This window comes from Rhodococcus sp. LMD, assembly GCF_056108245.1.
Genome location: NZ_CM148557.1, coordinates 5,055,928 through 5,070,750, shown reverse-complemented (window position 1 = coordinate 5,070,750; position 14,823 = coordinate 5,055,928). Strand labels below are relative to the sequence as shown.

The 14,823-nt window shown below is 70.2% G+C and carries 16 protein-coding genes; 13 read left to right on the top strand and 3 right to left on the bottom strand.

Annotated features, from left to right (window positions below; all coding sequences use genetic code 11):
* Positions 1 to 19: 19 nt before the first annotated feature.
* A complete protein-coding gene (locus tag ACWPQI_RS23235) occupies positions 20 to 835 on the top strand; it encodes a DUF72 domain-containing protein (RefSeq protein ID WP_119700151.1) in 816 nt (271 codons plus the stop codon).
* A gap of 75 nt (positions 836 to 910) precedes the next feature.
* Positions 911 to 1,387: a hypothetical protein gene (locus ACWPQI_RS23230; protein ID WP_119700150.1), complete on the top strand. Its 477-nt coding sequence runs from the start codon at positions 911 to 913 to the stop codon at positions 1,385 to 1,387.
* A gap of 111 nt (positions 1,388 to 1,498) precedes the next feature.
* Here ACWPQI_RS23230 and ACWPQI_RS23225 read toward each other — a convergent pair whose 3' ends face one another.
* The gene (locus ACWPQI_RS23225; protein ID WP_140189013.1) at positions 1,499 to 2,011 is read right to left on the bottom strand and encodes a MarR family winged helix-turn-helix transcriptional regulator; all 513 of its coding nucleotides are present in this window, start codon (positions 2,009 to 2,011) and stop codon (positions 1,499 to 1,501) included.
* Positions 2,012 to 2,083: 72 nt separating this feature from the next.
* On the opposite strand from ACWPQI_RS23225, the gene ACWPQI_RS23220 reads away from it, so the two are divergent.
* Both ACWPQI_RS23220 and ACWPQI_RS23215 read left to right on the top strand, forming a co-directional pair.
* On the top strand, positions 2,084 to 3,499 hold the full coding sequence (locus tag ACWPQI_RS23220) for an FUSC family protein (RefSeq protein WP_119700149.1): 1,416 nt from the start codon (positions 2,084 to 2,086) through the stop codon (positions 3,497 to 3,499).
* Positions 3,500 to 3,597: 98 nt separating this feature from the next.
* Positions 3,598 to 4,248, top strand: a complete 651-nt coding sequence (locus ACWPQI_RS23215; protein WP_102031712.1) for a cyclase family protein — start codon at positions 3,598 to 3,600, stop codon at positions 4,246 to 4,248.
* On the opposite strand, the gene ACWPQI_RS23210 is transcribed toward ACWPQI_RS23215, so the two are convergent.
* Entirely contained in the window at positions 4,249 to 5,007 is a 759-nt protein-coding gene (locus ACWPQI_RS23210) for a M50 family metallopeptidase (RefSeq protein WP_010594050.1), read from the bottom strand. It abuts the gene before it with no gap.
* A 113-nt stretch (positions 5,008 to 5,120) separates the two neighbouring features.
* Here ACWPQI_RS23210 and ACWPQI_RS23205 point away from each other — a divergent pair, with 113 nt between their 5' ends.
* The 9 genes from ACWPQI_RS23205 to ACWPQI_RS23165 all read left to right on the top strand — a co-directional run bounded on the left by ACWPQI_RS23205 (position 5,121) and on the right by ACWPQI_RS23165 (position 13,925).
* A complete protein-coding gene (locus tag ACWPQI_RS23205) occupies positions 5,121 to 6,329 on the top strand; it encodes an MFS transporter (protein WP_228287127.1) in 1,209 nt (402 codons plus the stop codon).
* A gap of 66 nt (positions 6,330 to 6,395) precedes the next feature.
* Positions 6,396 to 6,713, top strand: coding sequence for a ferredoxin (gene fdxA, locus ACWPQI_RS23200; RefSeq protein ID WP_010594048.1), 318 nt, complete (start codon positions 6,396 to 6,398; stop codon positions 6,711 to 6,713).
* Complete coding sequence (locus ACWPQI_RS23195; protein ID WP_017680070.1) at positions 6,710 to 7,960, top strand: MFS transporter; 1,251 nt, start codon at positions 6,710 to 6,712, stop codon at positions 7,958 to 7,960. The genes fdxA and ACWPQI_RS23195 overlap by 4 nt, the downstream gene beginning before the upstream one ends.
* Before the next feature lie 105 nt (positions 7,961 to 8,065).
* Positions 8,066 to 9,250 (top strand): ABC transporter substrate-binding protein, encoded by a 1,185-nt coding sequence (locus ACWPQI_RS23190; RefSeq protein WP_010594046.1) that lies wholly within the window; start codon positions 8,066 to 8,068, stop codon positions 9,248 to 9,250.
* A gap of 96 nt (positions 9,251 to 9,346) precedes the next feature.
* Positions 9,347 to 10,237 (top strand): branched-chain amino acid ABC transporter permease, encoded by an 891-nt coding sequence (locus tag ACWPQI_RS23185; protein ID WP_010594045.1) that lies wholly within the window; start codon positions 9,347 to 9,349, stop codon positions 10,235 to 10,237.
* Positions 10,234 to 11,220, top strand: coding sequence for a branched-chain amino acid ABC transporter permease (locus tag ACWPQI_RS23180; RefSeq protein ID WP_010594044.1), 987 nt, complete (start codon positions 10,234 to 10,236; stop codon positions 11,218 to 11,220). Before ACWPQI_RS23185 ends, ACWPQI_RS23180 begins: the two co-directional genes overlap by 4 nt.
* Positions 11,217 to 12,035, top strand: coding sequence for an ABC transporter ATP-binding protein (locus ACWPQI_RS23175; RefSeq protein ID WP_010594043.1), 819 nt, complete (start codon positions 11,217 to 11,219; stop codon positions 12,033 to 12,035). The genes ACWPQI_RS23180 and ACWPQI_RS23175 overlap by 4 nt, the downstream gene beginning before the upstream one ends.
* Entirely contained in the window at positions 12,019 to 12,744 is a 726-nt protein-coding gene (locus ACWPQI_RS23170) for an ABC transporter ATP-binding protein (protein ID WP_017680068.1), read from the top strand. The genes ACWPQI_RS23175 and ACWPQI_RS23170 overlap by 17 nt, the downstream gene beginning before the upstream one ends.
* Positions 12,745 to 12,761: 17 nt before the next feature.
* On the top strand, positions 12,762 to 13,925 hold the full coding sequence (locus ACWPQI_RS23165; protein WP_010594041.1) for an ABC transporter substrate-binding protein: 1,164 nt from the start codon (positions 12,762 to 12,764) through the stop codon (positions 13,923 to 13,925).
* Positions 13,926 to 14,052: 127 nt separating this feature from the next.
* Here the strand turns inward: ACWPQI_RS23165 and ACWPQI_RS23160 are convergent, their stop codons facing one another.
* Positions 14,053 to 14,817 (bottom strand): crotonase/enoyl-CoA hydratase family protein, encoded by a 765-nt coding sequence (locus ACWPQI_RS23160; protein ID WP_119700148.1) that lies wholly within the window; start codon positions 14,815 to 14,817, stop codon positions 14,053 to 14,055.
* Between the last annotated feature and the right edge of the window lie 6 nt (positions 14,818 to 14,823).

Genomic DNA, 14,823 nt, shown 5'->3' with positions numbered 1-14,823 from the left:
CGAGCGTTACCGTGGAGCGATGGCTCGGGTGCGGATCGGGATCTCCGGCTGGCGGTACGCCGAATGGCGCGGCGACTTCTACCCGGCGGGGCTGGTGCAGCGCCGCGAACTCGAGTACGCCGCGGAGCGATTCGGATCGATCGAGATCAACGGCACCTTCTATGCGCTGCAGCGGCCGTCGAGCTTTCTGCGGTGGCGGGACGAGACACCGGACGGGTTCGTCTTCGCCGTCAAGGGCGGCCGGTACGTCACCCACATGAAGCGCCTCGTCGACGTCGACGACGCTCTCGCCAACTTCTTCGCGTCCGGTGTGCTCGCCCTCGGCCCCAAGCTGGGGCCCGTGCTGTGGCAGCTGCCGCCCTCGTTGGCATTCGAGCCGGAGCTGATCGCCGGGTTCGTCGAGCGGCTACCCGCCTCGACGACCGAAGCCGCGGCACTCGCCGCGCGCCACACCGAGAAGGTTCCCGGCGAGCGGGCGTGGACGGAGACCGAGGCGGACCGGCCCCTCCGGTACGCGCTCGAGGTGCGTCACCCCAGCTTCACGGACCCGGCTGCGGCGGCTCTGCTGGCCCGGCTCGGCGTCGCCCTCGTCGTCGCGGACACAGCCGGGCGGTTCCCGTTCCTGACCGAGGCCACCGCCGATTTCGTCTACGTGCGACTGCACGGAGACACCGAGTTGTATGCGAGCGGGTACGCCCCCGAGACGCTGGACGAGTGGGCGGCGCGGATCCGTGGCTGGCGTTCCGAGGGGCGGGACGTGTACGTGTACTTCGACAACGACATCAAGGGCTACGCGCCCTGGGACGCGCTCGAACTGCAGCGCCGCGTCGGCTGACCGTGTCGGTGCCGCATGGCAGGCTCGTCGTGACGCGCCGGCGCTCGCCGGGAGCATCGGCGACCCGAGGAGGACATGGTGTGGCCCACGCACTTGCCGCAGCTCGCGCGGGAGATCGCGGAGCACACCAGCGCGGCGCTCGCCGCCGCCCGGTCGCGGTCGGCCGCGGCCTGGGAGGACGCGACGACCGAGCTGGTAGCGCTGCCGTACGAGCAGGTCGCGGGCGTGCACGCGACGATGATGCGCGAGCTGCTCGAGGAGCTGCACCCCGACGGGCTGACCGGCGAGGACGTGCAGGCGGTGTTCGAGCGCAGCGCGCGCACGGGGGCCGCGTGGCTGCCGTCGCTGCACCCGGACACGGTGGTGGCCGTGCTCACCGGAACCCTCGGGGTGTCCGACCCCGACGCACCGAAGGCTCGCCCCGACGAATACCTGCGGGCCGGCCTGATCGTGCTGGCCGACCTGCTGGCGGCTCGCCGGGGGGACCCCGGCACGTACCTGCGTCGCGCGCTCGGGGAGATCGAACGCGCCGAGACCGTCGAGATGCCCTGACGGTCGGGTTGCACTGACGGTCGGGTTGCCCTGACGGTCGGGTTGCACTGACGGCCGGGTTGCACTGACGGCCGGGTTGCACTGACGGCCGGGATGTCCCGACGTCCCGTCTCAGTGACGGGTGTGGTCCTCGACCGCGCGGGTGAGCCGTCGCAGCAGCGCGGTGAGGGTGTCGAGTTCGTCGTCGGTGAAGCCGTCGAGCATGCGGCGCTCACGCTCGACGCGGCGGGGGAACTCGGCGTCGACCACGGCGCGGCCCGCTTCGGTGAGGGAGAGCAGGACGACGCGGCCGTCGCGCTCGAAACGCCGGCGTTCGACCAGCCCGAGCCCGACGAGGCGGTCGGCGTGCTTGGTGGTGGAGGCGCCGCTCAACCCGGTGACCGACGTGACCTCGCTGGCGCGCAGTGGCGTGCTGCTGCGCGCCAGCGCGCACAGCACTTCGAACTCGGGGCGTGTGACGCCGCTCGGCACGAGTTCCCGGTCGAGCTGGGAGAGGGCGAGGGAACTGATCCGGGTGATACGGCCGATGACGTCGATCGGGCGGGTGTCGAAGCCGGGGTGCGTCTCGGCCCAGCCGAGCCGAACGTGATCCACGAAGTCCTCGGGCTGGGCGGTGTCCGACATGGGTCCATCCTAGCGAGGAGTCTCACACTCAATTCACATTTAATTTATCTCTGAAATATCTACACTGGAGCGGTGCACCCCTCCCTCCCGATCCCGGACCACGGCCGCCTCAGGCACTCGAGGACCGCGCTCGCGCATTCGCTGTCGCCCGCAGCGTGGCGCGAGGCGCTCGAATTCCGCAGTGCCGATGCCACCGTGGCCCCGGCACTGCGCGTGGGAACAGCGGTGCTCGTCGCCCTCGTCGGAGGCGGCCTGCTGCACCTGCCGCACCTGGCCGGCTTCGCCGCCCTCGGCGCACTCGCCTCGGCCTTCGGACGCTACGAGCCCTATCCGCGGCTGGCCGGCAAGATCGCGATGGTCGGTCTCGGCGTGGTCGGTTACGTCGCGCTCGGCGCTGGGGTCGGCGCGGGCGCGGTGCCGATGTGGGCCCAGATCGCCGTGCTCTCGGTGGCGGCCGGTTTCGCCTTCTGGGTTCTGGGTGCCTTCCGGCTGTCCGGGCCGGGTCCGGTCATCCTGGTCTTCGCGGCCGCCGGCGCGGCCGGGTTCGCGCGCACCGCCACGGACCTGCGGGACGCGGTTGCTGCGGCGACCGTGGGAGTCGTTGTGGGATGGGTTGTCTCGATGGCCCCCGCCCTGTATCACCCGCACGGGCCCGCACGGATCGCCGTCGCCCGCGCTCTCGCGGCGGTCGCGGCGATCGAGCGCGACGGTCACCGTGCGGTGCCGGGCGCCCGCGCGGCGATCGCCCGGGCTCGCGACGTCGTCGCGCTCGGCTCCCGAACCGGCGTCCACACCCACGAACTCCTCGCGCTGCTCGCCGCGGCCGGTGCCGTCGTCGACGAGGCCGAGTCCGACGCCGTGCCCGATCGAGTGGCCGAGTTCGCCCGATTCGAGGCCGAACTTCGGAAAGTCCGCCGCGACATCGCCATTCCCCGTGTCGACGGGACCGGAGCACCCGTCCCCGCCCGGCCCGTCGGATTCGTGCGTGACGGAGCAGCGCGGCTGCGGGACCGCGCGATCCTCGTCGGGGCCGGCCGGGTGCTCCTCGCCGCGCTCCTGGCGGGCTGGTTCGCCGCCGCGGCGGGTCTGCACCACCCGCTGTGGGCGACGATGGGTGCGATGGCCGCGTTGCAGGGCGTCAACTACCGGCAGACCGTGCAGCGGGCGATCCAGCGTCTGCTCGGCAACGTCGCGGGCGCCGTGCTCGCGGCGGCGTTGATCGCGCTGTCCCTGGATTACTGGCCGTACGCGCTGGCGATCGTGGTGCTGCAGGTCGTCGCCGAGCTGTACGTGATGAAGAACTATGCCGCGACGTCCGTTGCGGTGACCGCGATGGCCCTGCTGCTGACCGGGCTCGGCGAGAGCCTGGGCCCGGAGATCGCGATGAGCCGGATCGCCGACACGCTCGTCGGGGTGGTGCTCGGTGTGCTCGTCGCGGCGGTCACCATCGACCGTGCCGACCGGCACCACCTGCGGCCCGCACGATAGCGCCCCTGGTGTGAGAGCCGCGGACCGACGCCCGGGCTGCGACGCATCGGCGGGGCACGATCGCACGGGGGCGATCGCACCGGGTCTAGCATCGGCGCATGCGCGTGCGCCGGATCGTCGACCTGAGCCGGACCGTCTCCGGCGACACCCAGGTCTATCCCGGAGATCCCGTCCCGGTGCTGAGCCCGCACGCGACGCTCGAGCGCGACGGGTACAACCTGCTGCGGATCGAGATGGGTTCGCAGACCGGAACCCACGTCGACGCGCCGCTGCACATGCGCGCCGGGGCCGCCCCGATCGACGAGGTTCCCCTCGACCGCTTCGTCGGCCGGGGAGTCGTCCTGGACGTGCGGGGCCTGCCGCCGCGTACCGCCGTGACCCCGCGGCACCTCGCCGGCGGGCCGGAGCCGGGGCCCGGCGACATCGTCCTCGTGCATACCGGCTGGGCCGAGCACTACGACACCGATACCTACTTCGAGCATCCCTACCTGGCGGCGGACGCGTGCCGGTGGGTGCTCGAACGCGGCGTGCACGCCATCGGCCTCGACGCCCCGAGCATCGACTCCGCTCTGGGCGCCGACTTTTCCGCGCATCGGCTCGTCGCCGCGGCCGGCGGCATCGTGTGCGAGAACCTGTGCAACCTCGAACTCGTCGACTTTCCCGATCCGCTGATCAGTCTCCTTCCGCTGCGGCTGCAGGGCGCGGACGGTGCGCCGGTGCGGGCCGTGGCGATCGAACTCGAACCGTGATCACGGCACCTGCGCCGCGACGATCCGTGCGGTGCCGTATGCCGCGGTGCCGAGCGTGACGACCGCGAACGCCACGATCCACACGGCCGTCGGTACGCGGGTGAGCCAGCGCAGCTGATCGGCGTCGGAACCCTGCCCGCGGCCGCGCCGATGGGTGCGCGCCAGTTCGAGGACCGGCCGGGTGGCGCCGAACAGCAGCACCCAGGTCGTCAGGTACGCGACGGTGTAGCGCACCAGCTCGTCGCCGTAGTACGCGGCGACTCCGATCACCGCACCGACCGCGAGCACCGAGACGAATCCGAAGAAGTTGCGGATCAACAGGATCAGCAGGGCGAGGGCCGCGAGTACCGACCACAGCACCGCCGCGGGCCGGCCGGTGGTGAGGAGCGTCGCGGCGACGAATCCGAGCACGGCCGGGCCGGTGTACCCGGCGAACGCGGTCGCGATCATGCCCGGACCGCGCGGATTGCCGGAGGACACGGTCACTCCCGAGGTGTCGCTGTGCAGGCGGATGCCCGCCAGCCGCCGGCCGACGAGCCGGGCGACGAGCGCATGCGAGCCTTCGTGGGCCTGGGTGATCACGTGCCGGGTCACCAGCCACAGCGGTCGCACCGACACCAGCACCAGCGCGACGGCCGCGGTGAGGACGACGAGCCCGGCCGGTGCGGGTTCGCTCACCGCGCTGACGGCGTGCCAGCCGGCGCGGACGGCGGAGGCGAAGGACTCGAGCGGTGTGGACGGGTCGGCCTCGGGGTCCACAGGCGGCACCTTTCTGTCGGGAGTCCGCCATCGTACGGTCCGGCAATTCGCTCCACGGGCGCCGGTAATGTGCCACTCTCTAGGCCAATCATTCATATCAATAGGGAGGCCGCGTGTCGGTCGGGATTCTGGAAAGGCGCCGGGTGGCCCGGCCGTCGTGGATCGCACTCTCGGTGTTCCTCGTGTTCGCCGCGAGCAACGCCCCGGCCCCGCTGTACGTGGTGTGGCAGCGCGAGATGGGGTTCCCACCCAGCACGGTCAGCCTCATCTTCGTCAGCTACATCGTCGGATCGGTGGTGGCGCTGGTGTTCGGTGGGCGCGCGTCGGACCGGTTCGGGCGGCGAGCCGTCCTGCTGCCGGCCCTGGGCCTCGCGATCGTGGCCTGCCTCGTGTTCGCGACGGCCCGCACGCCGCTGTGGCTCGAGACGGGGCGGTTCTTCATCGGCCTCGCCTCGGGGGCATTCGGCGCGGCGGGATCGGCGGCGATCGCCGACGCGTTCGGCCCCGGTCGCGGCGGGCGCGCGGCGCTGTATGCGAGCGCAGCACCCGTCGCCGGGTCGGCCGTGGGGCCGCTGCTCTCCGGGGTGCTGGCCGACGTGGCGCCGGCGCCCACCCACCTGGTCTTCCTGGTGCTGATCGTTCCCCTGGCGGCAGCCGCGATACCGCTGACCGCCGTCGGCGGTCGCCCGGCCGGGGTGAGCGGGCGCTGGGTGCAGCTGCCGAGTATCCCGCGCGAGATCGCGGGAACCGTCGTGCTGGCCATGGCCGTGGCCGGCAGCCCCTTCGCGCTGGCGGGGCTGTTCATCTCCCTCGGCCCGGCCCTGATCGCCGACCTGCTCGGCAACGACAGCCGCACCCTCGCCGGCGCGGTGTCGTTCGTCGTCTTCGGTGCCGGTGCCGGGGCTCAGTTCCTCGTCCGGCGGATGGGCATCTACCGGGTCGCGGTGGTGGGACTCTCGGTCTCCGCCCTGGCCGCGGTGCTCATCGCCGTGGCGGTCGGCGCCGCCTCGGTGCCCGTGATCGTCGTGGCGGCGGTCGCGGCGGGTCTGGGCCAGAGCCTGGCGCAGCTCGCCGGGCTCACCCTCGCACGCGGGTACGCCCCGGAGGGGCGGACCGCCGAGGTGGTGTCCATGGTGTGGCTCGCCGGATACGCCACCGTCGGGTCGGGAATCCTCGGTCTGGGGTTTCTGGCGGACGGAATCGGCTTGCGTCCCGCGACTTACGCCTTCTGCGGGTTCTTCCTGGCCTGCGTGTGCGGAGCCGGGGTCGCGGTGATGCGCCGCAGGCCGGTCGTCGAGGCACTCGCAGCCGACACCCATTGACACTCCGCAATCAATGAATATGATTATGACTTAAATCACGCGGTGATCGAATCGGAGGAGTGCGCAGTGACCTACACCATCACCGAGCCCTGTGTCGACGTCCTCGACAAGGCCTGCATCGAAGAGTGTCCGGTGGACTGCATCTACGAGGGCGGCCGGATGATGTACATCAACCCGGAGGAATGCGTCGACTGCGGCGCGTGCGAGCCGGTCTGCCCCGTCGAGGCCATCTTCTTCGAGGACGACGTCCCCGAGGACCGCGCCGGCTACACCCAGATCAATGCCGACTTCTTCGTCGAGATCGGCTCGCCGGGCGGCGCTTCCAAGATCGGAAAGACCGAGTACGACCCGCCGTCGGTGAAGAGTCTGCCCGTACGGGCATGATCGCGGTCCGGGCGGACCGACCCGGCCGGGGTTCGGTGCTCCTCGGAGCCGCGGTGGCGGCCGCCTTCACGTTCGCCGTCGTCGGGTCCAACATTCCGGGGCCGATCCTCCCGTTGTACGAGGATCATCTGGGCCTGTCCCCGTTCGTGCTGGCCGCCCTGTTCGTGACGTACTTCGTCGCCCTGGTGTCGATGTTCCTGCTCGTGAGCCGGACCTCGCTCGGGCGGTTCGCGTGGGCCGTTCTGCCCGGGGCGCTCGTCGTCGGGCTGCTCGGCGACGTCGCCCTGTGGTCCGGGGCGGATACGGCCTGGCTGCTCTTCGTCGGTCGCGCGCTGACCGGAACATGTGTCGGGCTCGCAACGGGATCCGCCGCCACGCTGGCCGTGGCGGCGCGCGGTGACGCGGGCCGCACCCTCGCGGCGACCGGCGCGATCGCCGGCTCGTTCCTCGGTCTGGTCGCCGCGGCCACCGTCGCCCAGTTGCTTCCGGAACCCACCGTGCTCATATACCGGCTGCATGCCGTCTCGCTCGTGCTCTCGGGACTGCTGCTCGCCGCCGCGCTGTGGCGCAGCAGGCGCCGGCTCGCCGCCCTCCGGCACGACGAGCCCTCCCGGCCGCCCGGGCCTCTCCCGTCCCACCCGGACGTCGGGTCGTCCCGGAACGCGTTGCCCGCCTACGGATTGGGGGCGGCCGGGTGGACTGTCGGCGGCATCGCCGTCGGCGTGCTGCCGTCCGCGTTGCGGGACGGGATCGGATCCGAGTTGCTGGTGATCGGCGTCCTCGCGGCCATCATCCTGCTCGTCACCGCCTGGCTGGGTCCCTACGTCGCCCGGGCCGCGGGCCGCGCCCCGGGGCCCGGCCTGTGCCTGCTCCTGCTCGCCGGCGGCGGCGTGCTCGTCGCCGCCGGGCTCCTCGCGCACACGTTGTGGCCGGTGCTGGCCGGCAGCTTCCTGTGGGGCATCGGCCAGGGGTTCGCCTACGCGCAGGGCCTCATCCTGCTCACCGCCGGGATGACGCCGGTGGAGCAGGGGAGGAGCACGTCGCTGTATGCATGCTCGTCGTACGGCTTCGCGGCGGTGATGATCCTGGTGGCCGGCGCGCTGTCGTCCGCGTGGGGCTACTCCTACGGATCCGCCGGTGCGGTAACGATTTTTGTGCTGTTCTGCGTGGCCGTCGCGGCAGCAGGGCGGGGGCGGTGGGCGCCGGCCGTCGCCGTGGCTCCCGTAGCCGTCCCCACCCGCCGATAATTCCTGCGCATGTTCGGATCGAACTCTGGACATTTCCCGCACGTGGCTCTACTGTGACGGGCATCACGACTAATGATGCATATCATTCGACCGGAAGGTGCACACATGTCTCGAGTCGACCGGAAAGTCCGGCGCCGCCTGCTCGGTGCCGCGAGCGCGTTCGGCGTCCTCTTCGCGGCCGCCTGCAGTTCCGGGGGGAACAGCACCGTCGCCGACGGTGATCTACCGGCCGAGATCAAGGTCGTCTCCGTGACCGACCAGACCGGCACCACGGCGTACGTCGGGAACAGTCAGCTCAGGGGCATCGAGCTCGCCATCCAGGAGATCAACGACCAGGAATATCTGGGCGATTCGAAGATCGTTCTGCAGAAGCGTGATTCGGCGAGCGACACGCAGACCGCCGTCAGTCAGGCCACGGAGGCGCTGACCGACAAGAGCGTCAGTGCCCTCCTCGGCCCGGTCCTCAGCGCCCACGCCGTCGCGATCGCCCCGCTCGTGGAGCGAGCCGGGCTGCCGACGATCTTCACCCAGTCCGGCAGCGAGGGCGTCGTCATCGGCGACTACACCTACCGCGCGACGGCGCCGATGGAGACCTACTTCGTCAAGGCGCTCGAGCGGCTGCAGCAGCAGGGCGTCGAGACCGTGAGCGTGCTCTACAACGCGGGCAACGTCACCCTCGCGGGACTCGGGGAGAAGACCATCCCCGAGGGCCAGGACAAGTACGGCTACCGGATCCTGTCGAGCACCTCCGTCCAGGCCACCACCCAGGACTTCGGCACCACCGCAACGAAGATCGCCGGCGAGAATCCCGACGCCGTGATCGTCCTGCTCGTCGGTGCCGGCAACTCCACCGCCATGTCGCAGCTGCGTCAGGCGGGCTACACCGGCCCCGTCGTCGGCAACCCGGCCGCCGGCGCGGGCAACCTCGCCCCCGCGGGAGCCGCGGGAGCCGGAATGTACTGGGCCACCGACTTCAGCTTCCACCAGAAGGACGAGACGTCCCAGCAGTTCGTCGAGGCGTACCGCGCCAAGTACAACGGGGAGAACCCGCTGAACTACGCCGCCGAGGGCTACGACGCGACCTGGATGCTCGCCCACGCCGCCAAGAACTCGGGCGGTGCGTCCCGCGACGACCTGCAGCGCGGTCTCGAGCAGGTCGTGGCCGAGGGCTTCGACGGCGCGCTCGGGCCGGTGCGCTTCGAAGGCAACGACATGCGCGTCGACGGCGTGCTCGTCGAATGGAACGGCACGGAAGAAGTGCTGCTCGACGGCCAGGAATCGACGGAATAGTGCGGACCTCACCGCACCCGTGCACCAAGGAGTTCGACGAATGACCGGAACATCGCACAGTCACCGGGGCAACCCGGCCGGAGGAAGGCAGGGGTCATGTCACAGCTGGTGATCGACGCACTCGTGCTCGGCTCCATCTACCTGCTCTTCTGCCTGGGAATGAGCATCTCCTGGGGAACGATCGACATCCTCAACTTCGCCCACGGCGGGATCTTCATGTTCTCCGCGTTCGTGGCCTCCCAGATCGTCTCCAACGTCGGGCTCGGGCTCGTCACCGTCTGCCTGATCTCCGTCGTGGTCGGCGCCGCGCTCTCCGCGGCCATCGACGTCTTCGCGTTCCAGCCGATCCTGCGCCGGGCCAAGAACCAGCGGACGGCCGAGCTGCAGATCCTCATCGGCGGTATCGGAATCGGCACCATCCCGGTGGCGATCGTGCAGTTCCGCACGCTGAGCGAGCCGTTCGGCTTCCTCGGCAGCTCGTACGAGACGTCGGTCTACACCCTCGGCGGCCTGCGACTGACGAGCACGGGACTCATCGTGCTCGGCTGCGCCCTGATCCTCACGCTGGCGATCTCCTTCTGGCTCAAGAACACCAGCCACGGCCTCGCCCTGCGGGCGATCGGCGTGGACTCGGAGACCGCCGAACTGATGGGCGTCAAGCGGCGCCAGCTGTCCCTGCTCACCATGGCGGTGTCGGGCGGCCTCGCCGGTCTCGCCGGTGCCTTGCTCACCTACAACCTCGGCGCCATCACGGCCGAGAGCGGTGAAACCCTGCTCATCAAGGCATTCGCCATCATCATCCTCGGCGGCGTGGGCAGCACCGGCGGCGCCGCCCTCGGCGCCATGGTGCTCGCGTTCTCCGAGGTCCTGGTGCTCCGCTACACCGGGGGCGGCTGGGTCGACGCCGTCGGCTTCGGCCTCATCCTCGTGGTTCTGCTGCTGCGGCCGCAGGGCATCTTCGGAAGGAAGGAGGTGCGACGGGTATGAGCGACTTCTACTTCTCCAACATCGTCCTCATCCAGAGCACGTTCACGGTCCTGCTGCTCGCGCTGAGCATCCAGATCCAGTTCCGGATGGGAGTGTTCTCCTTCGCCGGCGCCGCGTTCTACGGCATGGGCTCCTACGGCACCGCGATCTTCGTGCTGCACTACGGGTTCGACGCGATCTCCGCGACCGCCGCCATCGTCGCGATCTGCGCGGTCACCGGATACCTGCTCTCGCTGATCCTGCAACGTCTCACCGGCTTGTACCTGGCCATGGCCACCGTCGCGTTCGTCATGATCGTCACCGTCGTCGCCCACAACGGCGGTGAACTCACCGGTGGCTCGGTCGGCCTGTTCGGCGTGCTCACCACCCCGGAGATCTCCGTTCCGCACCTGGCCGTCGTCTGCGCCGTCGTCGTCGCAGCGATGATCTTCAGCGAGCGCGGCAGCATGGGCCGGCGCATCGAGGCGGTCCGCGAAGACCCGGAACTCGCCTCGGCCATGGGCATCAACGTCGCCCGCTACCGCCGGATGTCCTTCGTGATCAGCGGTGTGCTCGGCGCGCTCGGTGGCGCCCTGAACATCCTGATGATGACGGCCATCGCCCCGGAGAACATCGGCTTCCCGCTGATCGTGCTCGCGCTGACGATCATCATCGTCGGTGGCTCCCGGTCCTGGCTCGGCGTGCTCATCGGTGCCCTCATCTTCACCTGGCTGCCGGTGATGCTCGAGCAGGTGGGCACCTACCAGAGCATCGTCTACGGCATCATCGTCGCCATCGCCGCGATCTTCATGCCCGGCGGCATCACCGGCGTCGTCACCGACCTGTACCGTCGCCGCGCTGCCCGCCGCGACAGCGCGGCGCTCGAGGACGAGGCCGAAGCGGAACGTCGCGCCGACGCCGCCGACGACGAGGCCGCCGCCGAACTCGGTGCCGAACTCGCGGGCACCGGCGCCCACTCCGCCCCGACAGGAGAATCGCGATGACCACCGAAGCCGTTCCCCACGAGGGCGTTCCCGGCCGGCGGGTTCCGGACCAGGTGCTGCGGGTCGAGGACCTCGCGGTCCACTTCGGCGGCATCAAGGCCGTCGACGGCATCACCCTCGGTCTCGAGCGCGGTCTGATCTCCGGAATCCTCGGGCCCAACGGTTCGGGCAAGAGCACCCTGCTCGGCGCCGTCACCCGGCTCACGCCCCTGACCCGTGGATCGATGTACTTCGAGGACCGCGACTTCTCCGGCGTCCGGCCCGAGCAGGTGGCCCGGCTCGGCATCGGACGCACCTTCCAGACCGTCCGCCTCCTCGACGATCTCACCGTGCACGAGAACGTCCAACTCGGGCACGACCTGATCGCGGGACCGCGACGGTGGTGGCGACGGGTCGACAGCACCGAGCGCGACGCCGCCGAGGCGGCCGTGCACACCGCGCTCGAACGCACCGGACTCGACGGCAAGGAGAAGCTGCGTCCGGGTCAGCTCTCGTACGGCCTGCAGCGCCGGGTCGAGATCGCCCGCGCGATCGTGATGTCGCCGAAGCTGCTGCTGCTCGACGAACCCACCGCCGGCATGAATCGCTTCGAACGCGAGGAGATCGGCCGGTTGATGTCCGACCTGCGTGCGGAAGGACTCACCCAGCTGATCGTCGAACACGACGTGCAGATGATGGTGGACGTCTGCGATCACCTGTTCGCCATGAACTCCGGACAGCTCATCGCCTCCGGTGCCCCCGCCGACGTGGTGCGCGATCCGGCGGTGCGCGAGGCCTACCTCGGAAAGCAGGACAACGATGATCGAGATTCGTGATCTGCACGTCGATTACGGCAAGGTCAGTGCGGTACGCGGGGTGTCCGTCACCGCGCGGCCGGGACGGGTGACGCTCGTCCTCGGTGCCAACGGCGCCGGCAAGACCACCACGCTGCGCACCGTCGCAGGCCTGACCACGCCCACCTCCGGCGACGTCCTCGTCGACGGGGAGTCGATCAAGGGATGGCCCGCCCACCGGATCCTCAAGCGCGGCATCTCGCTGGTGCCCGAGGGACGCAAGGTGTTCGGTTCGCTCACCGTGTACGAGAACCTCAAGATCGGCGGCCTGGTGGCGTCGAAGAAGGCCCGCGAGGAGTCGATGCGGACCGTGTTCGAGATGTTCCCCATCCTGGAGGAACGGCAGTCCGGCCCCGCCGGCCTGCTCAGCGGCGGCGAGCAGCAGATGCTCGCCTTCGGCCGCAGCCTCATGTCGCAGCCCGACTACATCCTCATGGACGAGCCGTCCATGGGGTTGGCCCCCGCCGTGGTCGACCGCGTCATGGCCAGCGTGCGCACCATCGCGGACCGTGGCATCGGCGTCCTCATGGTCGAGCAGAACGCCGAGGCCGGCATGCGGATCGCGGACGACGTCGTCGTCGTCAACCGCGGTGAATCGGTGTACTCCGGGCCGGTCGACGAGGCGCGCAACCACTCGTCGGTGGTGCTGGCCTTCCTCGGTGAAGCCGCGCTGACCGGAACCGACAACTGAACCGAGAACGGAAGAGAATGAAGAACACACGTATTGCCGTCGCCGCGTTCGCCGGTGTCGCCGGTCTCGCCCTGACCACCGCGTGCGGGTCGGGCGGCGGCGGGACCGTCGGGTCCGGCGAGATGCCCGCCGAGATCAAGGTCGTCTCGGTGACCGACAAGACCGGTCTGACCGCCTTCGGTGGCCTGCCCCAGTTCCGGGGCATCGAACTCGCCGTCGAACAGGTCAACAGCAGTGGTTTCCTCGGTGAGTCGAAGCTCGTGCTCGAGAGCCGGGACGCGGCCAGCGACACGCAGACCGCCGTGAGCCAGGCGACGGAGGCGACGGCGGACCGGTCGGTCAGCGCGCTGCTCGGCGGCATCTCCAGCGCTCAGGCCATCGCGATCTCCCCGATCGTGGACCGGGCGAAGCTGCCGACCGTCTACACGCAGTCCGCCAGCGACGGTGTGCTCGGCGGCGACTACACCTTCCGGGCGACGCCGCCGCAGACCACGCACATCGGCACCTCCCTGGCTCACCTCGAGGACCTCGGGGCCGAGCGGGTCAGCGTGCTGTTCAACGCCGCCAACCCGGCGCTGGCGGAGATGGCGGAGAAGAACCTTCCGGAGGGGCAGTCCGAGCACGGTTACGAGATCGTCTCGACCACGTCCGTGCAGAACACCACCCAGGACTTCGCGTCGTCGGCGACGAAGATCGCCGGGGAGCGGCCCGACGCGGTGGCCATGCTGCTCACCGGCGCCCAGAACGCCACGGCCATGCGGCAGTTGCGTCAGGCCGGGTACACGGGACCGGTGCTGGGCCAGACCGGCGCCGGCGCGAAGAACCTCGTCCCGGCGGGGGCGGACGGGGCGGGCATGTTCTGGACCGCCAACTTCACCCTCGACCAGCCGGCAGCGTCGTCCCAGGAGTTCGTCGCGGCGTACCGGGCGAAGTACAACGAGGACCCGCTGAACTACGCGGCCGAGGGGTACGACGCCGCCTGGCTGCTGGCCCGGGCGATCAAGGCGTCCGGCGGCGCGTCCCGCGAGGACATCCAGCGCGGCCTCGAGCAGGTCACCGCGGAGGGCTTCGACGGTGCGCAGGGCGAGATCACGTTCGAGGGCCACGACATGCGGACCCCGGGTGTGCTCGTCGAATGGGACGGCAGCCGTGAGGTGCTCGTGTCGACGCCGTCGGCCTGACTCTTTTCTTGTGGCCGAATGTCACATCGCGTCGATCGGATCGACGCGATGTGACATTCGGTCCGAATGCGGGGCACGAATACGAGACGGGGCCCGGGGAGAGATCCCCGGGCCCCGTCTCGTTCGGTCAGCGTCCCTGCCAGACCGGTTCGCGCTTCTCCTTGAACGCCAGTGCGCCTTCCTTAGCGTCGGCGGAGGAACGCACCGGTTCGTAGATCTCGCGCATGCGCTCGAACTCCTCGTCGTTGGACCAGTCCCGGGCCTGCGCGATGATCTGCTTGGTGGCGCGCACCGCGAGCGGGCCGTTCTTCGCGATCGCCTTCGCCAGCGCGACGGCCTCGGCCAGCGCCTGCCCCTCGGGGACGAGCCGGTTGAGCAGCTTCGCCTCGTACGCGGTGTGCGCCGTGAAGTACTCGCCGGTGAGGCTCCATTCGACGGCGAGCTGATGGGGAACCTTGCGCGGCAACCGCAGCAGACCGCCACCCCCGGCGAGCAGGCCGCGCTTGACCTCCGGCAGGCCGAAGACGGCGGTCTCCGACGCGACGACGAGGTCGCACGCGAGCACGATCTCGAAACCGCCTGCGACGGCGTGCCCTTCGACCGCCGCAACGATCGGCTTGTCGGAGGATTTCTCGGTGACGCCCGCAAAGCCGCGACCTTCGACCGAAGGGCGTTCGCCGGCGAGGAAGGCCTTCAGGTCCATGCCGGTGCAGAAGGTCTTCCCGGCACCGGTGACGACGCCGGCGACGAGATCGTCGCGGGCGTCGAGTTCCTCGAGGGCGGCAGCGATCGCGACGGCGGTCTCGGTGTTGATCGCATTGCGCACCTCGGGCCGGTTGATCGTGATGATCTGCACGCCGTCGGACTGTTCGACGTGTACGGGGGTGTCCATGTCTGT